General features: G+C 35.6%; 20 protein-coding genes. 3 read left to right on the top strand and 17 right to left on the bottom strand.

The features are described from left to right. Positions 1–4: 4 nt before the first annotated feature. Both IPH11_15290 and IPH11_15285 read right to left on the bottom strand, forming a co-directional pair. Positions 5–1,156 carry a hypothetical protein gene (locus tag IPH11_15290; protein MBK6914947.1) on the bottom strand — a complete coding sequence of 384 codons (1,152 nt, stop codon included), beginning with the start codon at positions 1,154–1,156 and terminating at the stop codon, positions 5–7. A 23-nt stretch (positions 1,157–1,179) separates the two neighbouring features. Then, positions 1,180–1,842, bottom strand: a complete 663-nt coding sequence (locus IPH11_15285) for a DUF4395 domain-containing protein (GenBank protein MBK6914946.1) — start codon at positions 1,840–1,842, stop codon at positions 1,180–1,182. 553 nt (positions 1,843–2,395) lie between these two features. Between IPH11_15285 and IPH11_15280 the strand changes: the two genes are divergently transcribed. Together IPH11_15280 and IPH11_15275 are read left to right on the top strand one after the other, a co-directional pair. Next, on the top strand, positions 2,396–3,433 hold the full coding sequence (locus IPH11_15280; protein ID MBK6914945.1) for a histidine kinase: 1,038 nt from the start codon (positions 2,396–2,398) through the stop codon (positions 3,431–3,433). Continuing rightward, entirely contained in the window at positions 3,426–4,118 is a 693-nt protein-coding gene (locus IPH11_15275) for a response regulator transcription factor (GenBank protein ID MBK6914944.1), read from the top strand. The genes IPH11_15280 and IPH11_15275 overlap by 8 nt, the downstream gene beginning before the upstream one ends. Before the next feature lie 9 nt (positions 4,119–4,127). On the opposite strand, the gene IPH11_15270 is transcribed toward IPH11_15275, so the two are convergent. Next, a complete protein-coding gene (locus IPH11_15270; GenBank protein MBK6914943.1) occupies positions 4,128–4,355 on the bottom strand; it encodes a hypothetical protein in 228 nt (75 codons plus the stop codon). 385 nt (positions 4,356–4,740) lie between these two features. Here IPH11_15270 and IPH11_15265 point away from each other — a divergent pair, with 385 nt between their 5' ends. Next, a complete protein-coding gene (locus IPH11_15265; protein ID MBK6914942.1) occupies positions 4,741–5,016 on the top strand; it encodes a GIY-YIG nuclease family protein in 276 nt (91 codons plus the stop codon). A 151-nt stretch (positions 5,017–5,167) separates the two neighbouring features. On the opposite strand, the gene IPH11_15260 is transcribed toward IPH11_15265, so the two are convergent. The 14 genes from IPH11_15260 to IPH11_15195 form a co-directional block, all read right to left on the bottom strand. Next, positions 5,168–5,842 (bottom strand): OmpA family protein, encoded by a 675-nt coding sequence (locus IPH11_15260; GenBank protein ID MBK6914941.1) that lies wholly within the window; start codon positions 5,840–5,842, stop codon positions 5,168–5,170. A gap of 117 nt (positions 5,843–5,959) precedes the next feature. Next, the gene (locus IPH11_15255) at positions 5,960–7,369 is read right to left on the bottom strand and encodes an OmpA family protein (protein ID MBK6914940.1); all 1,410 of its coding nucleotides are present in this window, start codon (positions 7,367–7,369) and stop codon (positions 5,960–5,962) included. Positions 7,370–7,420: 51 nt separating this feature from the next. Next, on the bottom strand, positions 7,421–7,918 hold the full coding sequence (locus tag IPH11_15250; protein MBK6914939.1) for a hypothetical protein: 498 nt from the start codon (positions 7,916–7,918) through the stop codon (positions 7,421–7,423). Between the two features lie 29 nt (positions 7,919–7,947). Further along, the gene (locus IPH11_15245; protein MBK6914938.1) at positions 7,948–8,760 is read right to left on the bottom strand and encodes a DUF4382 domain-containing protein; all 813 of its coding nucleotides are present in this window, start codon (positions 8,758–8,760) and stop codon (positions 7,948–7,950) included. Between the two features lie 329 nt (positions 8,761–9,089). Then, on the bottom strand, positions 9,090–10,595 hold the full coding sequence (locus tag IPH11_15240; protein ID MBK6914937.1) for an OmpA family protein: 1,506 nt from the start codon (positions 10,593–10,595) through the stop codon (positions 9,090–9,092). Positions 10,596–11,024: 429 nt separating this feature from the next. Continuing rightward, a complete protein-coding gene (locus tag IPH11_15235) occupies positions 11,025–11,243 on the bottom strand; it encodes a hypothetical protein (protein MBK6914936.1) in 219 nt (72 codons plus the stop codon). A gap of 93 nt (positions 11,244–11,336) precedes the next feature. Next, positions 11,337–12,362, bottom strand: coding sequence for a zinc-dependent alcohol dehydrogenase family protein (locus tag IPH11_15230; protein ID MBK6914935.1), 1,026 nt, complete (start codon positions 12,360–12,362; stop codon positions 11,337–11,339). A gap of 178 nt (positions 12,363–12,540) precedes the next feature. Beyond that, entirely contained in the window at positions 12,541–13,485 is a 945-nt protein-coding gene (locus IPH11_15225; GenBank protein MBK6914934.1) for a glycosidase, read from the bottom strand. Further along, complete coding sequence (locus tag IPH11_15220; protein ID MBK6914933.1) at positions 13,482–15,764, bottom strand: glycosyltransferase family 4 protein; 2,283 nt, start codon at positions 15,762–15,764, stop codon at positions 13,482–13,484. Before IPH11_15220 ends, IPH11_15225 begins: the two co-directional genes overlap by 4 nt. 419 nt (positions 15,765–16,183) lie before the next feature. Further along, complete coding sequence (locus tag IPH11_15215; GenBank protein ID MBK6914932.1) at positions 16,184–17,665, bottom strand: DUF4070 domain-containing protein; 1,482 nt, start codon at positions 17,663–17,665, stop codon at positions 16,184–16,186. 427 nt (positions 17,666–18,092) lie between these two features. Further along, on the bottom strand, positions 18,093–18,782 hold the full coding sequence (locus IPH11_15210; protein ID MBK6914931.1) for a response regulator transcription factor: 690 nt from the start codon (positions 18,780–18,782) through the stop codon (positions 18,093–18,095). Between the two features lie 546 nt (positions 18,783–19,328). Beyond that, on the bottom strand, positions 19,329–20,078 hold the full coding sequence (locus tag IPH11_15205) for a PEGA domain-containing protein (protein MBK6914930.1): 750 nt from the start codon (positions 20,076–20,078) through the stop codon (positions 19,329–19,331). A gap of 12 nt (positions 20,079–20,090) precedes the next feature. Then, positions 20,091–20,582, bottom strand: a complete 492-nt coding sequence (locus IPH11_15200) for a hypothetical protein (protein ID MBK6914929.1) — start codon at positions 20,580–20,582, stop codon at positions 20,091–20,093. A 522-nt stretch (positions 20,583–21,104) separates the two neighbouring features. Continuing rightward, positions 21,105–21,524, bottom strand: coding sequence for a hypothetical protein (locus tag IPH11_15195; protein MBK6914928.1), 420 nt, complete (start codon positions 21,522–21,524; stop codon positions 21,105–21,107). Positions 21,525–21,949: the final 425 nt, after the last annotated feature.

Here is a 21,949-nt window from a genome sequence, read left to right as displayed (position 1 = left end):
TTTGTTAAACCTGCGCCCGAAATGATAACCGCTTCGTGAGACGCATTAACACCCGACCGACCCAGTATTTCAGCCAGTTTTTCAGGATTAGTAATATTGTTTTTAAAACATCAGAACTAATGTTTATTGCAAAAGGTAGATGTCCCTGATTGAAAACATCTGCTGGTCTCACATCCACAATGCTTATTTGTGTGATTCCGTACATTCTCATCATTTTGCCCCCCCAACCCTGTAGCCATTCGGTTTCCCTTGTCAAAAACGGGGCAGCATATGTCCAGATGGGAAGTTCTCTCTGGTCAGATGCCCATTCCAACAGCGAACCAGGATATAGTTTCACATTCGGATATCCAAGTAGAAACTTAATAGCAAAGAACGGTACACTGGCAGCAATTCCGCCACCACATTGAGAGTAAACTTGTTGTTCAGATTTGATACCAAAATATGTAAGTATCTTTTTTATTTCTTCTGCAGATTTAAATGTCTTGTCCTGATTGAAAAAATCTGCAGCAGGTATCATAATAGCATTTGGGATATGTCCGGGTCTGCCAAAGATGTTTAATCCTCCAAAATGCCAATTGGCATCAAGTGCATCAATTAAAACATTGTTGATCTGGTCGCCGGATGCGTTGAGGAATTCCGGCAGATCAACTCTTGTATCCTCGTTAAGTTTTGTAATGGTAAAAGAACCTGTCTTCGGTGTAGGTGTTTGTTCATTTGTTATCGGTAGTCCTGTTTCCTGCCACTTATAGAGTCCGCCATCAAGTATAAATAAATTTTTTACTGGGAAGCCATAATAATTGAGAGAGAAAAAAAGTCTGGTTGCCAACATTGAGCCGCCTTGATCGTACATTACAATTTTTTTACCTGGACTGATGCCCCAGGATTGATAGCGCTTTTCAATTTCAGTAACAGGCATTTCTTTAACGCCATAGGAAAATATGTCGTAATTAAGTGCGCCGGGAATGTGATTTGCCATATATATATATGAAGGTGATGCATCGAGTATTACCACATCAGCATTTTTAAGATTTTTCTCTAACCAATCTGCAGTAACCAGGTTGCCTTTTATTCCTTCTTGCGCCATCAGGGATTGCGTAAAAAGCAAGCTGCTTAAAACTACAAGAGATAAGAAATATTTCATTTTGTTTGTGCTCATTTTTGCTCCTTTTTAATTATCTTTTATTTAGCTTGTGTAGAACTTTCAATCCCAAACAAGTCATATGGTTTGTTATTAAAATTATCATTGAATACAAAGACAATCAGGAAAATGTATGCGATAAATCCAAAAACAAGAAGTAGCTGAAGCTTAGATGTTTTTTGAATTTCTTGTTTTGATTTTATATCACAAATTTCACCAGGGCAGTACTGAGCTTTCTCTTTATAAAATATTGAATAAAATTTACAACCCAGACATATACCAAACGCTGTTTCGAAGAATAAGAATGCTAGACAGATCAGACAGATAATACCTGATATTGGGCTAAATGAGTTTACTATGACTACAAGTACTAACATTGTAACCGCCAAGACTACACCAATAATCCATGCAAACTTTTTTTGCGCAGCACCAACATATTCGGGAACTTGATTCCTGACTATCAATCGTCCCATTATTAAGAAGGGAGAAAATTTAGGACTAATAAAAACACGTATTGAAATATCCGTAAGGAATATTGTAATAGCATACTTGAGCAGTAAAAAATCCCCTTTAAGAATAACTACCATAATTGAGATAAACATCATTAAAAATAATATTCCCGCTGCAGCTCTTATTTCCCTTTCATTTAAAACAGGAATGTTATACCCTTCAACATCTTCTCCAAAGTAAATTATTTTATTCATAAGTTAATATCCTTTCCCTCTTTCAGTTTCACAATATTCACAATGGTAGTTTTGATTTAGTTTATTTTGAAATTTATTTTCTGATGCAATAATATGCAATCAAACAAATAACTGAAATAGAGTGTCAACATACAGCGGGTTATGGTAAACCAGCGGCGTAATTATGTCTACAGATAAACCCGTAAATGGTATGAAGAAGTTATATTGAAGGGAAAGCGATCTCAATATATTTGGATGACCTCTTTATATTTGTGCATCGGAAACTAAAATACGGAGACTGCAAAATGGAAAAGTTAAGTATTTGCTGAAGCTTATAGATACCCCGATGAAGATATCAATTGATAGAGAACGGTTTAAATTTTATTTATGGGTTGGCTTTGCCATCTGTGCTTGTGGCTGTTTATAGATTTAGCAAATTATACTGCTACGCTGCATGCAGAAATTATCAACAATATTTGGCGATTTTTTTATGCTGTTGCTGTCAATTTTATTTTTTTGAATCGTTATTTAACTAAATTAAATTATCATATCTTTATATATATACACAGGACTGATGAAACTGCAAATTAATAAAGAACGAATCACTTTCTATTTGTGGACTACTTCTGCTTATTTGTTGCTTTGGTTGATCGTGGATTTAGCACAGCATCCAGTGTCTTTTTTTCAATATGCCGTAAATGAAATTTGGCGGGCGGTTTATATACTGCTCGTTATGTTCCTTTTTTTTGAATACACAATCCCCCGATTAAACAAGAAAAATAAAATCAAATCCATTTCACTTTTAGCCATTCAGATTTTTTTATTTTCATTTGGATTATTTGCGTGGCGCTACTTGGGTATCCAATTACATATCTATAATGATTTTGCATCATACACTAGTTGCAAGGAAGGGGTCGGTGATCAATTCGGGTCAAGCATTTTTGCGATACTATTTTTTGCAGTCATTAGACATTTTCATAATTATAGAAAATTAAGAGCTGATGCACAGCAGCTGCGTATTGAAAAACAAGAAGCAGAATTAAGCTATCTTAAGTCACAAACCAATCCACATTTTTTATTCAACACGTTAAATAATATTTATTCATTGGCAAGAGATAAATCTGATCTTGCCCCGGAATCAATTTTAAGGTTGTCGAAAATTTTGCGTTTTATGCTATATGAAACTGGTGGAGCGTATATAGCTATAGAACAGGAACTAAAAATTATCAATGACTATATTGCCCTTGAAAAATTGCGTTATGATGATACTTTAAGTGTTAATTTTAACTATGACATTGAAGATATGAAACAAGCATTACCGCCGTTGTTGCTGATCCCATTAGTTGAAAATGCATTTAAGCATGGCGTATCTGAAACAAGAAATCAGCCATTTGTCGATATCCATCTATCAGTTAATAACCGTCTTTTAATTTTTGTTGTAAAAAATTCTACAGAAAAATTTCCTGAAGATCGCAGTGCAAAAGAAAATATCGGTCTCTCTAACTTGAGACGCCAACTGGAATTACTATATAAGGATTTCAATCTATCTGTTCAACAAGGCGAATCTGTTTTTACAGCTTCTTTAAAAATTAACCTGGCAAGCCATGTCTAAAATAAAATGCATTATAATAGAAGATGAGCCGTTAGCAGTCAAAGTTTTAACGGATTATATTTTGCAGGTTCCATTCCTGGAATTACAAGCTACTTTTAAAGATGCTATTCTGGCAACTGACTACTTAAGGCAAAATAGTACTGACCTTATTTTTTTAGATATTCATCTGCCTAAATTAAAAGGTATGGCATTTTTAAAGACTCTTACAAATCCGCCTTCAGTAATTGTTAGAACAGCTTATCATCAATATGCAGTGGAGGGGTTTAATCTAAATGTAACAGATTACTTATTAAAGCCATTCGAATTTGAACGATTTTTAATAGCCGTAAATAAGGTAAAAAAAGCAGAAAGAGAAAAACAGGATTTAAGTGAAAGCCAGGAGATAAAAGATTTTATATCTCTAAATGTGCAAAAAAGGAAGGTGAAAATTTTATTCTCAGAGATACTTTATATTGAAAGTCAAAGAGAATACATCAAAATCATTACAACAAAAAAAGAGTACATCTCAAAAATGAGTACTCATGAAATTGAGTCTCTTTTACCTTCAAATATCTTTAAACGAATACACCGGTCTTTTATCGTTCCGATAACCAGGATTGAATCATACACAGCCGAAGCGGTTGAGGTTAATGGAGTTTCTATTCCTATTGGCAGAGACTACAAATCAATCATAGCAAACTTATAATTTTTGAAGTCAAACCTCTATGATAGGCAGATGTTTTAATATCAATAACCCCACCATCAATCGTATCGGCAGAGCCGGTCGTCCTTTATCTAAACAGTAAAGAGGACTGAAAGCATCTTCAAATTGCTGCCAGTTAATTCTTTCTTCCAATATGAATAACGGATGTTTCTGATCCAAGGTATCCTTCAATGAGAAGAACATACTGATCTGTGATTTCTTTTCTGTCTTTTTTATCATAATAATCTGCAAGGTTTTTAATCTAAATTATTTAAATCTTGCATTTTAAACCAAATCTTTTTTCACTTTTTTATTTATTTTTTCTACTTTAACAACTTATTCCGCTTTTTAAGGGAGGACTAGATAATATATTATTGAAAATTGTGAGTAGTTTTATCGACAAGTATAGTAAGAGTTAATGACACTGGTTGGTGAGGGAGGATGCTTTCCGAGAAAGTAAAGGTTTATGGAATGAAGAATTGGCTGAAAATCACTTCCCAGCCAACATTTTAACACAGTATTGGTAAGTATATAGTTCTTTATTGTTTGAAAAGAAGGTTCTAAGTAATTTAAGTTTGCGGAGCTTAATAAAACCCTGATTAACTTTCAGGGTTTTTTATTTTTTATGAGTTATTTCCTCTACATACTAAAATCCTTTTCGACTGATAAGTTTTACGTTGGTATTTCTGCCAATCCTGAATTGCTTTTATCCTACCACAACTCTTTCGAGAAAGGTTTTACGTCGAGATACAGACCCTGGAAAATTATATTTAATAAGTCACCTTACGCAAAAGTAATAATTATGTCATTCCGTCCCGATGAATCGGGATTGGAATCTGTTTTACGCAGATTATTAGATGCTGAAAGGCAATGCCATCAGCATGACAACTGCGTAAGATGACTTAATCATTAAAAATTTCAGACAAGAAATTGTAAAAGTTAGAATAAGTTCTCTATTGATTGGATACACCTTGTGCAGTAAGAAACTCAATATTTTGAGCTTTTCATAATTTCTTTTCAACACAAAGTGATTCTCTAAAAATTAGTATCAGCTAATAATTAAGGTCGCCATTTTCAGCTGCGTCTTTGAGATCCTCATTTGCAAAAATTGCAATCTCAACTCTTCGATTTAGATGCTTGCCTTCATCTGTTTCATTAGAGGCTACAGGTTCAGTTTCGCCTAATCCAATAATTGAAAATCTTGAGGAAATAATTCCTTGAGCCATTGCATAATCTGATACTGACTTAGCTCTTCTTTCGGATAAAGCCTGATTGTATTCTTCGGTACCATCAAAGTCAGTATGCCCTGTTACCAAAATATTTGTATCGGGATATTTGTTTAAAATCATAGCAAGTTTATTAATATTTAATCTCGCCTGAGGTTCAAGCGTTGAAGAGTTAGTTGCAAATAATATCCCCGAATCAAAAGTAATTTTTATACCTTCGCCAACTCTCTCTATTTCTGCACCTTCAATATCATTTTGCATTTCTTCAGCTTGCTTATCCATATAGTTCCCAATCAAAGCCCCTGCAGTACCACCAACTGCAGCACCTATTATTGCGCCCATAACTGTGTTGCCCAATTGATCGCCAATAATTCCTCCAACTACACCACCACTGACCCCTCCTATGACTCCACCTTTAACAGTATTACTTGCACCACAACCATAAATAAGAATTGATATAGATAATGATGAGAGTAATAGTATGATTTTTATTTTTTTCATTATTTTCTTTCCATGACTTTTTAGTATGTTACATTCATTTTATTATTCATTATAAAGATGAAGGAAGCGGCCTGAATAATGCCGCTTCGATCAAGTTTAATCATAAGTGAGTAAAACCTACTTGCTATCTTTTGAAAGTATTTTTATTTCAACTCTTCTGTTCATAGATCTTCCTTCATCTGTGTCATTTGTAGCAACTGGATTAGCTTCTCCATAGCCTACTATTGTAAGATTATTTCTTTCAACACCTTTACTTACGAGATAATCTACAACTGATTGGGCTCTTTGTTGTGAAAGTTTTATATTATAATTATCTGAACCAATTGCATCAGTATAACCACCGACTTCCCATTTGTATCCGGAATGTTCCTTCATGGTATTTACAACGCCTTCGAGAGCAGTGTATGCGCTAGAAAGGAGTGCTGATTTATTAAATTCAAAATTTGTGTCGCCGCTAAGAACTAAAGATTCAACTTCAGTCGGCTGTATAATAATTACAGTATCCTTCTCAATAGTACATCCTTTAGAATCCACTACAATTCCTTTTGGTATGTTAGGGCATTTATCGAGATAGTCTGGAACACCATCGCCATCGGTATCAAGCGGACAACCTTTAGCATCTACTTTAACGCCGACAAGTGTGTTAGCGCATTTATCGAGATAGTCTGGAACGCCATCGCCATCAGTATCAAGTGGACAGCCGTAGGCATCTACTTTAACGCCGGTAAGAGTGTTAGCGCATTTATCAAGGTAATCAGGAATACCATCGCCATCGGAGTCAAGCGGACAACCAAATTCATCAACTTTAGCTTCTAACGGAGTGTCTGCACATGCATCTTCCGAATCAGGGACACCATCACCATCGGAATCTTTCTCTCTGCCAAAATAATAGGATAGACCCGCAGTACCAGTGTATAACATATCATTATTGGAACCGATTTCTATATCATCCAGGAAATCTTCGCTTCCTACAATTATGCCACCCATTATATTGATGCTGATACTTTTCGATACCATAAATCGAACACCAGCATCGCCATTATAACCAATCATAAATGTATTAAAATTTTCTGCTGCAGCATTTTGCAATTTATTTCCGTTGGCATCTTCCGGGTAAAACCAAAGATTCGAAGCACCAACTCCAAGCCAAGGATACACGACATCGCCTAAAGAAAGTGTGTAAAATATTCCGCCGCCAATTGCATCAATTCTTGTTGCAAATTCATTCGTTAAATTGTTTGCACCTAATGGAGCATCCTTACCCGAAATAAATCCTGTTTGTCCAAATAGTCTTAATCCAAAATTCCCACTTCCTGTTGAAGGGAGATAGTATTCCAAGGAACCCTTTGCCGTATAATTAATTTTATTCGAATTATAATCGGACAGCCCCAGGGTTGCTCCAGCTTCGACAGTCAAGCCGAAAACATTTGACATTGAGTTATTCTTTGGGGTTTCAATTAAATCTTGAGACAGACTAAACTGCGAAAAACCCAAAAGTATGAAGAATATTAAAGTAACTAGTTTCATTTTGATCACCTTTATTTATTTAATAAAAAATTACGCACAATTATTTTTCCTTTATTCAAAGAAATATCTTACTCCTAAACCTGCATCAATTCCTAACCCGGTTAGAGGAGTCAACTGGAATACCGGAACCAGTTCAACAAAAACATCTATTGGTGTTGAATGAGGAAACCATGCTACACCAAATACACCTCTGACTCCGATAGAACCATCATAACCGCCCCCCGTATTAAACCTGCCTCCAATACCATAGTAAAGAGGGAATCTTTCGGTTGAGCTGATCGCATTAAATGAATGCCATAGATAATCCATATGAAAATGTACCCTCCCGGTATTATCGTAGTTACCATTGTATTTGATACGGTCACCACCTAACCCAACACCCAAGCCGAAATCAAAAGCGTTTATTTTTGATGTCCATAGTTTTGCACTTAAGCCAGTTGGTTCTCCTACAATAAGTCCGATTCCAAATCCATGATCCTGTGCTGAAACTGGTTTTATTAAGACTAACATCAAGGCTAAAACCAAGCCAAATAAAACATTCTTTTTCAAAATTAAATCTCCTTTTCTGAATTTTAATATTATTTTAGACTTAAGTTGATGGCTCCTAAATCAGTATTTTGTTTTGCCACAACGACAACGTTCGAAATTGTTGTATCGTTGTATGCTGCGTTCCCTGAAGACACTGTTACATCGTATGTCCCCTCTATAATTGCCATCAACTTAAATATGCCGGTGGTCTTATCAGCATTTGTATTTATTGATTCCGTTCCACTCTGAGCATAAACTGAAGCATCGGAATTTATCGGAATTATTATTCCTGAGATGCTGCCTGAGATTTCAGCGGGTATAATTCTGATAACAGGATTCATTATATATTGTCCGCTTCCGGTAAGTAGTATTGAAAGCTCAGCATCAAAATCTAAGAATAACTCATAGTTAAGCCCCTCCTGGATTTCAAATTCATGATTTAATTTTATTCCCGTTTGTTCACCACTTGGAATTTCAAGAGGATACGTAACTCCATCAACTACGATATTGCTGCCTGTGCCAATTATCAATCTTATTTGTGAATAGTGTCCGATACCTAATGAGCTATTTCCGATAATAGCGGTAACCCCGTTTTTTAATTTCAGTAAATCATAAATTGCCTCAATATTGTTTATTACCACCCACCCATTATTCGAATCAGCGCCGGTTACATGAGCTTCAACTCTTAATATTGAAATATTTATCTGATCAAAACCGGCAGGTGAATCCACCATTGTAATTGTAATTTGCCCCTGACTGTTTTCAGGTGAAGTTGACTCGCTGCAACTAGTGTAAAATAGCACTGCTATAAAAAAACTCACAAAGACAGCAAAAGGAATTAAATTTTCTTTTATGTATCTCATCGAAAGGTCTCCTTTTTAACTTAACAGATTAGAACCATTGACTTTATTACCATTTACGATTTCTTTCGCTTTAACGATGAACTTAAATTATCTTTCTTAATCGCATTACAAGGTAGCAGAAGGTGCAGGTCAAATCAATCGGACAAAGGGATGAATAGAGAGTTAATCCTATTGGTTGAAAGTAAGTTGTATTTCGGGGAATATTCTGGTGTAATATTTAGTTCATTTTTTTAAGGAAAAAATTCTAAAATCCTTAATGTAAAAAAATTCTGTTGACTTAATAATAAAAAAGGGTGCCCGAGGGCACCCTTTATTCATAATAACTGAAATCACTTAATCTGCTTGAATTCGACTCTTCGGTTCAAATGCATGTTTTCAGGTGTATCATTTGGAACTTTTGGTTTAGATTCACCATAGCCAACAGAAGTCAATCTATCAGAAGATATACCTTTAGAAACGAGCCAGCCTTTAACAGCATCAGCTCTTCTTAGAGATAACTTCTGGTTGTAAGCATCGCTTCCAACATTATCTGTGTGACCACTTATTTCAACAGAAACGTCTTCATTGTTCTTTAAAGTATTAAGAGCATCCATCAGAATTTTTTCCGATTCAGGAGTGATTTTAGATTTATCGAATGCAAAGGTAATACCTTCAAAAGCAACAGGAGGAGCAACACTAACCTTAACTACATCATCTGAAGGATCAAGAGGATCTGTTCCGCGTTTAACTTCAACACCATCGCCAATTGATCCACCGTCTGTATCAACTGTTAGAGGGTCAGTTTTGTATTTCAGTATTTCCTCGCCATCCTTTAAACCATCACCATCGGTATCAACTTTATTCGGATCGGTTTTGTATTTCAAGACTTCGTCACCATCATTTAAGTTATCACCGTCTGTGTCAGCGTTCAACGGATCGGTCTTGTAATTTAATACTTCTTCCCCATCCTTTAAGCCATCGCCATCCGTATCAGCCTTATTTGGATCGGTCTTGTAATTTAGTACTTCTTCCCCGTCCTTCAAGCCATCGCCATCCGAATCCGGGTTAAGTGGGTTAGTAAAATATTTATTAACTTCCTCGCCATCCATTAAACCATCACCATCTGTATCCGGATTATTTGGATCTGTTCCAAGTTCATCTTCTTCTCTTTTAGTTAATCCGTCATTGTCATGATCTGAACCACCCCACCCACTAACTAACGTAATACCCAGTCCTGCGGAATAGTAACCATCATTAACTGTAGTAACACCAGAATAAGCCTCTTTGTTATTATAATAGTTTAGATTATCGGTAAATGTCTGGGTATAACCGCCGGAGATATCTAAAAGTACTGTTTCTGAAAGTGCAAATTCAATTCCTAAACCAAAAGGAATAAACGCACTCCATTCACTATCTTTAAGATCACCGCCTGTAATTGGCGTGGGAGATACGGGCCTGGTTTCCACATTATAATTAAGATAACCTGCCCCGGCAAATATGTAAGGATTCCATCCCTTAGTATTGAATGGACTTAATATGAGCCTGAAATCTATAGGGATAATTGTAGTTTTCCATTCACTATTAGTAAAATCAACGCCGGAAAGTGTACCATACCCTGCACCTACCTCTCCTTCAAGGATTTCTGTTCCTAACTCAAAGCGAAGAAATATCCTTCCAAGATAAGAGAATTTAAAGTCAGCATTATTAGGAATACCCTTTTTGTCAAATTCGGTATCGGGCAGCAACCCATTAAGTTGTAATCCGAATTTTGTTGAGTAATCGCTAAATTGTGCGTGTATAGGTTGGCTGATTGCAGCCAAACAAATCAGTATAAGCGAGTAGATTAGTTTTTTCATTTTTACCTCATTATGTTTTTGTTATTGAAATTATGTACAAAATGTACCTTTATTATTAACCTGTTTATTTAATAATGTACTTTTACATCTACTATTAGTTTTATAATAACGAATACATCAAAATATTATTTAGAATCACTATCACTTGTTCAGGCAGCGTATTTATTTTATTCGTAATAACTGAACATGTGAAGAGTTTTTTATTAAATCGCTTTTCTCAAACGCACTGCAAACTATCAGAAGGCGCAAGTCAATTCAATCGAGCAAAGGGATGAAAAAGGAACTAACTCTTATGGTTGAGTTCATTTTTTCAGATTAACTACTTTTCAACTTTTTTTATCCTAAATAAAAAGGAACCGTGCAGCACTGACATTCACTGAGATCGTGTAATCAACACAATTTTCTAATGAGAGATTTGCACTTCCTTAACTAATAAAATTTTGTGTTCAGAATTTTCTTAGCTTCTTCTAGTTGAGTTCCTGGTATCACTAGTTGCACTCCTTTAGATTCTTCAGAGAATACTATGAACACATCTGAGTCCTCTTTAAGAATATTTGCATTTATTCCAGCAGACTCAAGTTCTCTTTTTGCAATTTCAGCGTATAATTCATTTTCAAATTCGCCAACTATCACTTTTTGTTCTTCCATTTACTTGCCTCATTATATTTGTTAGAATGATTGTGCCTTGATTTCATTTCAAATGTGATATAACTCTTTACATAATGTATTTCCATTTACTTATTAAGAAAGAATAACCTTGATAGCTTTTTCTTTTGCAGCGTTTCCGAAAATGTCATAAGCTTTCATGATTTCATTTAGCGCAAACCGATGAGTAATTAACTTTTCGGGCTTTAGCTTTCCTGAAAGAACTGTCTTTAAAAGCATTGGTGTAGTCACCGTATCAACAAGTCTGGTCGTAATGATGATGTTTTTTGACCACAACTTCTCGAGATGTAACTCAACACTTTTACCGTGCACACCGACGTTTGCTATATGCCCGCCGGCTGCAATAATTGATTGGCAGATATCAAATGTAGCGGCTATCCCCACCGCTTCGATAGCAACATCAACTCCCTTTCCATCTGTCAGCTTCATTATTTCTTCAGCAGCATTTTTACTGACAAGCTTTGTTGCACCAAATGTTTTAGCTACATTCAATCGGTTTTCATCAAAGTCAACCATAATAATTTCAGCAGGAGAATAGAATTGAGCAGTGAGTAAAGTTGCAAGTCCAATTGGTCCTGCACCAATAATTGCAACAGTATCACCAGGTTTGATTTGTCCATTAAGAACTCCACATTCAAAACCTGTCGGTAAAATATCACTCAACATTACAATGGCATCTTCGTCCACACCATCCGGAATATGATAAAGACTGGTATCAGCATGCGGTATCCTCACATAATCTGCTTGTGTCCCATCAATCAAATGACCAAGAATCCAACCTCCGGTTTCACAATGTGAATACATTCCTTTCCTGCACGCATCACAACTTCCACAAGAAGTAATGCAGGATATTAAAACCTTATCGCCAGCTTTAAAATTCGAGACACCCGCTCCAACTTCCTGAATAACTCCAACTCCTTCATGCCCAAGTATTAGCCCATCAGCCACTTCAGGAACGTCTCCTTTCATTATGTGGAGATCAGTTCCGCATATCGTTGTTTTTGTAATCCTGACAATTGCATCGGTAGAATCCTTAATCGTGGGTTTCGGTTTTTCTTCCCAGCTGCGTTTGCCAGGTCCGTGATATACTAATGCGTTCATCAATTGCTCCTTACACTAAAAATTAAATTCTAAATCAACAAATTGTTAATAGCTTTGCTATCCTATATTACTCAGTTGCCCTTGGGAATCCAATCGATCAAAGGGATGAAAATGGAACTACGTCCTTTGGGCGAGTATAAATTTGAATAGATAATATTTCAACAATACTCTTTTAATTCTAAGAACTATGTTGATCAAGCCACCTTAACATTTCTTTAATACTTCCTGTTGCTAAGCCAATGCAGGTATCCGCAGCACCATAATAAATATTAATTGTATCCCCATCTGGTGCAATAGTGTAACCGCATGGAAAAACCACATTTCCAACATCCCCATTCTTTTCGTAAGGTTCTTCGGGCGCAAAGATCCATTCGTTACCGCGTTTAAAGCAAATCTCTGGTCGGTTTAAATCAAACAGTGCGAGTCCTAATCTATAAATACAACCTCCACAGGATTGTTTTACTCCATGGTAAATCACTAACCAGCCTTCTGATGTTTCAATTGGCGGGGGAGATAAACCAATTTTATTTGCGTCCCACCACGCCCCTTTTCTGGCATCCATCATTAAAACATGTTTACCCCAATTCTTTAGGTCTGGTGAAAAAGAAATCCACATGTGTGCTCTTGGTGCACTGACGGGTCTATGAATCATAGCCCAGTTGCCGTCAATGCGATGTGGCAAAAGTGCAGCGTCTTTATCCTCCGGCGGCATTATAATTCCATAACGCTCAAAACTTTTAAAATCTTCTGTAAGTGCCAAAGCAACACCGGGACCATCGCGGGTGTACGCAGTATAAACAACAACATACTTCTTTAATTCCGGCACAAAAGTGATGCGTGGATCTTCAATACCCCACAATTCTTCCGGATGTTTATCCGGATCAGGTAAAAGAGTTGGCTGTGGATCAATCAGCCAGCCATCAATGCCATTTGCAGAACGTGCAGAACAAAAGTGAGAAAGTCCCCGCCTATCTTCTACGCGACACAGTAGCAATGTTGTTCCATCAGACATTAGTGCAGCGCCTGCATTGAATACACTGTTTATAGGATATGGCCAATTATCAGCTCTAAGAATCGGATTTAATTTATTACGGTGAAAAAGTTCTGCATGTTGATTGTTCATTTTAATAATGCCTCCATAGATAAATGTTTTTGTTTAGCCAAACTCAGCTCCAATAATGACTGAAGAAAGGCAAGTGTAGATTCCGCTCCCTGGTTTTCATTTGCACGGTCAGGATGTAAACCATCTCTGCAACCTCCTGTAGTAGGATCGTAAATGGGAAGATTTAAATCGTTGCGTCCGAGAAACCATTCAAATGCTCTTCGAGCCTCCTTGTTCCAGAATTTGTCTCTGGTAATTCCAAAAGCCTCGAGGCAAGCCGATACCATTGCTTGTGCTTCAACTGGTTGTTGATCGAAACGGGCACGTTCTCCTCCATGCTTATAAAACCCGTTAGAACCGATCGGGACAAAATGCCCTGCACTTGAGCGCTGCAAATCGGCAAGCCAATTTAGCGAATCCAATCCGGCATCAGTCATAGCTTTGTCAGACATCGATGTGCCACAAATTAGTAAAGCATGGGGCAGAGCAGCATTGCAATACGAAAGCTCTTTTTCGAACCAGTGCCAGTCGCCAGAAAGATTATTCTGATATAGTGTCAGCAGTCGTCCGGCTAATTCATCTCTGACCTTATCTGCTCTACGGTCACCAGCAAATTTTTGTGAATACTCATTAATGCCAATTAGAGCAAATGCCCATGCACGCGGGCTTGTAGTTAATAAAATAGCAGGTAAAGTTTGTTCAAATAACCATGCCGCCATACTATTCTGCGCAGGTATGTTACCTCGATTCAATATTGTGCCCAACGCCCACAATGCGCGTCCATGGCTATCATCTGAACCTTTCACTTCCAACCAATTGTGCTGGTAATCCATAAAATTCCGAAATTGATGGGTCTGTGTATTAAAGGCATATCCAAGAAAAGAAAGATAGCGGGATGACAATTTTAAACTTTCGTCATGACCGAGTTCATCAAGCAGAGCGCTGACTAATAAAGCGCGCGCATTGTCATCTGTTGTATAGCCGTGTGAATAATTTGGAACTGTAAAAAGTGCATGTTGGAACATCCCGGTATCATCTGTCATATTTTCTAAGTGATCTAATTTTAGGGGAGGTAATTCACCTGGATATTTATCTAATGCTTTAGCTATTAATCCCGGCTGGATATAATGACGACGCTCCACCCTTGCGCGTTCAAAACTTTCCATATAACGTTGTGCAACTTCGGACCAGATCATCGCACGTCCAAACATATAAGCACGCTTGCGCATTGCATGACGTTCGGCTTCGTTATCTAATAAGTTAATAACCTGCTCAGCCAAAGCTGCAGAATCGCGGAATGGAACCAGCACACCCCTTCCATCCGAAAGCATTTCTTGCGCGTACCAATATGGAGTAGAGATAACAGCTTTACCTGCCCCTAACGTGTAAGCCAGAGTGCCGCTTGTAATCTGTGCTTCGTTTAGATAAGGTGTAATATAGATATCGGCTGCACCAATGAATTCAACAAGTTCTTCAGAACTAACAAAGCGGTTGTAAAAAATAACATTACTTTCCACGCCTTTCTGTTGAGCAAGCCACTGCAAGGACAAGCGGTAAGTTTCTCCCTCCTGTTGAATGACACGAGGATGTGTTGCCCCTACAATGATATAAACAAGATCAGGGTAACGAGCGACAATGTCGGGTAATGCCGATATGACGGTTTCAATTCCTTTGCTGGAAGAGAGTAAACCAAAACTTAGTAAAACGGTTTTACCCTCTACCCCAAATAAATCTTTATTAAAACTTGGATCAACAAACGCAACATCCGGGATACCGTGTGGAATCATATCGACTTTTTCCAAAGGTACATTATAAACATCATTTAGAAATTCAGAACCGCGTTCACTCATAACAACCAAGCGATCTGATAAAGCGGCAACTTCTTCCAATACCCGCCTCTGATCAGGATCAGGATTTTTTAGTATAGTATGTAAAGTTGTAACTATCGGCATTCGCAGTTCACGCAAAAGAGAGAGGATATGACTGCCAGCTCTTCCGCCGTATATTCCATACTCAAATTGCAGACAAACCAAATCAACATTATTAATGTTTAGAAAATCGGCTGCTCGCCGGTAAGAATCGATATCTTTTTCTGTGAGTTCAAATCGAACACGGGTCGGATATGCATAGCCAGCTTCTACATCGTTGACCGGCAGTGCGAAGCATGTTGTACGTTTAAATTGTGATGCGATTGCTTCACACAAATCAGTTGTAAATGTTGCAATTCCGCATTGTCGCGGTAAATAATTTCCAATGAATGCAATTCGTTTGAGTGCTGATTTTGTAGTGTTTTGTTTCAAGATAAATATCCATTTTAATTACAAAAAAGTATTTTGTTTTTTAAACTATAATAACATTTACAAGTTGTTGATTGGCAGAAACGATTATCTTCTTATCATTACTAAAACACATTTACAAACTATACAGGCATGCGGGTTAATTCAATGGTTCAAAGGGATGAAAGTGGAACTACATCCTATGGGTGAGTAAAAACTAAAAGTTAATCGCAGAAGCGAAGAATTGTAAATCTATCTAATTGAAAATTAAAAAATGAAATTCGGATATCTTAGTGACTCGGATTTAACTTATTCGATGACATATTAAATTGATGCGATTTCTTCATCATTTAATGTCCAAGCTTTTATAGATAACATTAATTTTTATTTTCAGAATGTGTGACAATTCTAATAAAATAATCGTTAATTCCCGATAGGCATTCTCAATAAAATCCATAGGATATTTTTTTGAAATGAAATCCGTAAATCGTAAACAGGATTGCTAATGAAAACAACTGCGGTTTACGGAACAGCGTCCACAGAAATAATTTCCAATAATAAATTCTTTCTTCACCAATCACTCCTAATTTGAATATTGATCTGAACAATGCAAGAATGTAATTGCGGTTAAGATGAAATACTTTTTTCTTTTTAGGTTCAAAATCTTTTAGAAACACCATCACGCGTTCATAAAAATATTTTGGCGAATAAATTGTTTTTAAAATGGATTTATATCCATCAAGTAATTTCTTGGAATCCATCTTTGGAATAAAATTGATTGTAAAGTCAGTGTTATTTCCTGTAAAATCATTTGTCATTCTTCCTTCGCTCAGTAATCTTTTCTCAAGCTTCGTCCCTTTTGGTGCATTTAGTAATCCAACCATTGCAGTCACAATTCCGCTTTTCTGAATGAAATTTGTAAGTTCTTCAAATATTTTTGGATGATCATTATCAAATCCAACAATAAACCCCCCTTGAACTTCCAGACCAGCATCCTGAATTTTTTTCACGCTTGCAATTAAATCACGATTGCTGTTTTGTACTTTATTGCATTCAACAAGGCTTTCTGTATTAGGTGTTTCGATACCGATAAACACAGCTTCAAAACCTGCTTTAGCCATTTGAAGCATAAGTTTTTCATCATCAGCCAGATTTATTGATGCTTCCGTATTAAAGTAAAAAGGATTTCCCCTTTTTTCATTCCACTCAGTAATTGCAGGAAGAATTTCTTTTTTCAATTTTACTTTGTTACCGATAAAATTATCATCAACAAAGAAAACAGGACCACGCCAGCCTGTAAAATATAAAGCATCCAATTCAGCAATCACCTGATCTTTTGTTTTTGTGCGAGGTTTTCTTCCATACAAAACTGTAATATCACAAAACTCACAATCAAAAGGACAGCCGCGTGAATATTGAAGATTCATTGAAGTATAATTATTCATTGATACAAGATCCCACTGCGGTAAAGGTGTGGTTGTAATATCTGCCCAATCCTCAGAGATGTATTTATGTTTAGGATTTCCTTCGTTCAGATCTTCTAAAAAATGTGGGAGGGTAATTTCGGCTTCATTGAGAATCAGGTAATCAACATTTTTATAAAGTTCTGGACTGCTAGTAAATAAAGGTCCACCGACAACAATTTTTGCATTCAACTCATTACATCTTTTTATTACCTCATTGGCGGACTCGCTTTGTATTGACATTGCACTGATAAAAACTAAATCTGCCCAAAGAATATCACCATCCATCAATAGGGTAGCATTCATATCTATTAGTTTTTTTTTCCAATCTTTGGGTAGCATTGAAGCAACTGTCAAAAGTCCTAATGGTGGAAAGCTTGCTTTTTTTGATACAAACTTTAATGCGTGTTTAAAACTCCAGAACGTATCCGGATACATTGGGTAAACCATTAATATATTCATTTGCGAACCCTTGCGAATATTTCTATAAAAATTAGTTTTGTAATTGAAACGAATAATTGCCTCAATACATAACTTGTTCTTTTTGATAATGATAATGTTCTACTGAATTTCTTCTCAACTACATAAACTATATTGTGTTTTAAAAAGATTCTGAATTTTTCGTTCGATGACGAAACACTAACAAGTATCATTTGCTTTCTAAAAGATTATTTTTTTCTGGTTTTATAGTCAACAAAATCAAAACAATATTCAATCGCTCTAAAGGATGAAAAAGGAACTACATCCTCCAGATTTATTTAATTGACATTTATCCAGAAATGGATTGCTGAGTACAGATATTTTGCAATGAATTCACACTTCGACATCTGTTAGCCAACTGAAGAGCGTGATAGGAATTTCAATTTGAAAATAATCATTGAGAAGCTTATTAAGTATTAATCAGGGAAATACGCCTGGTAACTGTATCCAATATTTCAGTTGTGTAGGAGTAATTTGCGATTTCTAAACGCGTATGCAGTGCAAGTTTTTCCATAATATTATGGATATGACTTTTAACGGTATAAGTTGAAGTGTGAATTTTTCGACCGATCTCTTTGTTGGTCATTCCATCTCCAAGATATGATATAACTTCACGTTCACGTTTTGTCATCCGAAATGCTTCTTTCAATTTTACTTTGCCTTCTCTTACCGCAGAATCAATAATCTGAGAAAAAAGTGAATCAATTAATAAAGGCGGAAGCACAGTGGCTCCTTCAAATACTGTTCGTATCGTTTTCAAAAAATCATTTAGCGAAGCATCTTTAAGAATAAAGCCATTTGCGCCAGCTTTTACATACTGCAAAATATCAGCCTGCGCTGGTGCAAGATCCATAACAATTATTTTAGCCTGCGGAAAATCATTCTTTACTACTTCCACAACATGTAAGCTGTTTTGACTTCGTAATCCTAAATCCAATAAAACCACATTGGGCTTCAACTGTTTTATTTTTACAAGAGTGCTTTTACCATCTCCTGAAGCGGCTATTATTAAAATATCTTTATAGGGTTTAAGAATAGAAAATATTCCATCACGAAGAAGACGGTTATCTTCTATCAGCAACAATCTTATTTTTTTCATCGTATTATCTTTTTTAATTACAAAACTTTTAAAAGTCAAATCAGTCCTACTCGTTTTACTAATCTCAAGATGCAACTAATTTGGATGTAAAATCAATCAATCCAAAGGATGAAAAAGGAACTACATCTATTTTACGATTTTATTGATTAAGAATTCCTCTATTCTGTTTTATATTTTTCTTATCCGTTTTATCATTCTTTTTTTCCTGCATAGTTTTCTTTGGTTCTTTCATTGAACCCTTCTTTGTGTTTTGACCTTCACTCATGGTTATTTTCCTTTTAGTTTAGATTAACCAATAAATAAATATTTTAACTTTATAACTTTATTGAACAAGAATATGAGAGAATCTTATAGGTCGAGTTTTAGTTGTCGTACGAGTGGAAAAGTAAATCCAAAATCTGAAATTTAAAATTGATGAGGCTGTCTCATAAGTATCGGCATTGCCATCCGTTTCCGTTAGCTAACAGACAGGGTGACAATAATAGACTTTGAGACAGCCTCATAATATTGGACTTACTAAAATTCTACGTATAAGTTCTTAAAGCATTAAAAACGGTTATCCAGCACTGTGTTGTTATAATACCATTGAACTTCAACCCAGGCTGGTTCACCGATTACACCGCCGCCCCAGTTTACTATTTTAAGCTTGGAGTAATTACCATCGTGATCATAAAGAAATACGTAATTGTCTTCTCTATCACCAATGTTATCAGTCCATGTTCCAGTATTTCTTAACGGTGAATCCTCACCATCAAATATGTTGGTTGCCGAAGAAACGTAGAAATCTGTTTCTCTTATAAGATTTGGATAAAGATCCGCGCTCTGAACAAGGAATCCTGAACTGGAATAATAAATATCCACAAGATTATTTTGATCTGAAGAAACTCCATAGGCTATTCCGGTTGAAAGATCCAATCCGCTTGGCTCGTTTGCGCTTGTTCCGGTGGTTTCATAAATTTTAACCGGGCCAAATAACTCTGTAAGAATATTAGTAACAAGAGTAACATTAGATACTACGCTTGTCTGTCCACCAGTAACACTAACAGAAAAAGTTGTGTCTATATAATCTTCCAATTTTAATGTAATTGAGTGTACCCCTTCGTCAACATTTTTGATCGTATCGGCTGTTGTCTTTAAAGTGTTTGTTCCATCTATCCAGATTTCTGCTCCTGCAGGATTTGAGGATACAAAGATGTTACCTTCCGGTGCTGGAGTAATTGGATCATTACTTGTATCACAAGAAGTAACCATCAAAACTGTAAATGGAATTAATAGAAATAAAATTACTTTTTTCATAGCTGTGTTCCTTTATTTTTTATTTAGGTTAAATGAGTATTTTGTACCGTCATTGTCCATTGTAAAAGTTCCGGTGAAATTATTATTGTTTGTTGATAATACCCCCTTGTACTTTCCCTGATAACGACTGTGTAATTGATCTGTCATAGTGAATTCATTTGTTTTGGGATTCAAAGTTCCTTTTATTTCCTGGTTTGTAACTGTTCTATAATTGATGGTTATTTTACCGGAAAAACTGCTGTCTGTTTGTTCTGTGATATTTAGAACACTTGTTCTTCCGTCAAATGTTCCGCTCCACGAACCCTTCAAATCAGGTATTACAACTTTTGTTTCAACAACTTCATTCTTTGGTTCTTCCTGATTGCTTTTTGGATTGTCAGTCATAGTTATTTCATTGTCCGGGTGATCTGCCTTATCATTCTTTTGTTCGCAGCCGAGGTACGTTACTGCGGCAAAAATAATTAACACTACAAGCATCCTTTTTAACGTTATTTCTTTTTTCATTTCTATCTCCTTTGAATTTATTATGTATTTTTTTTGTCAGAACGAAAAAACAAAATCACTTTTTAATTACTGTTTCTGTTTTATTCATTTCGCAACTTCATTTTGAACAAATAGTGAAAAGCAAATAAATAGTATAAAAGACGCAATTAAATTTTTCATGAGTTTTTCCTTTTTATTTACAATTTAGATTACGTCGATTTATAGACTGATTCCAATAGAGCGAAGGGATGAAAAAAGGATTAGACCTTTTGGATGGAACTATTTAAAAAATAATTCGATTGGTTAATCAATATTCTACAATGATGGTTCTTGAAATTTTTTGGTTGGTCTCATAGTTAGGAATTCCCGACTATTAATTTTTCTAATAACAAATTTTAAAAACAATAAGCAGAAAAACTTCCATAAAGCCTACAATTGTAATGGGTGTTAAAAATTCTATTGACTATAATAATAGCATACTGAGACTAATGGCTTGTGGCATAAATTATCTAACTCTCACGTTCTGATTTAGTATTCACTTAATCATTTATTATCTAATAATGTTATCGGGATTGTTTTCATTAACATATTATCAATACTTGCGACGTTTTTATCAGCATTTATAAAATTGCCAGCTTTATCTTTAAGATTATGCACTGTTATTTGAAAACTTATCCATTCTTCATCTTTATCAAAAAACAACACGACTGAAGAATCACCTTCAACCAAACCAACTTTAATTACCTCAACAGAAATGTTATCGTTAGCGATTACCTGGTAATTAGCCGGATCGAAAATAGTTTCTCTGGACATTGGTTCAGAAAAAGTTAATAGGATTTTTGTTGGCGATAACAATTGAGCTGATACAGGGAAACTTATTGTTATGATAAATAACGTAACTAGTGATTTTTTAAATCCAGATAACCATAGTCTAATTGGAATTTTTACAATCATGTTTAACATGTTTTATCTCTTTCTTTTTTATTCATAGTCCATTTTTATTTCAAATAATAATCAAAGAGCCTTTTAATGATTAAAGAAATAAACTATCCAGTTCTTTTCTCTCCTTGACAGATTTAATCTTGCTTCTGAAGAATCTGAAAACTATGAAGAAGACAATTACAGCAAATAATAATTGTATAAGATTCATAAATTACCTCTAACTTAAGGATGAGTGATTGAAACCCTTATTATACAAAGCACATAAAAAAGAGTTGATTTATTAAACAAAGTCTTATTACACTTCTCAGTAGATCAATACTCCGGCTAAAACTTCCATTATCACAAAAAATATTGTAGTCCCAAAGAGCATAAACTAAATGCTTTAATAATTTCAGTTTTATTTTCTTTTAATATTTTATACATCATTTGTAATAATAAGATGCATC

This window comes from Ignavibacteriales bacterium (genome assembly GCA_016709155.1).
GTDB lineage: Bacteria > Bacteroidota > Ignavibacteria > Ignavibacteriales > Ignavibacteriaceae > JADJEI01.
Note: the sequence above shows the minus strand (reverse complement) of the source record. Positions and strands in the feature narration are given on the sequence as shown.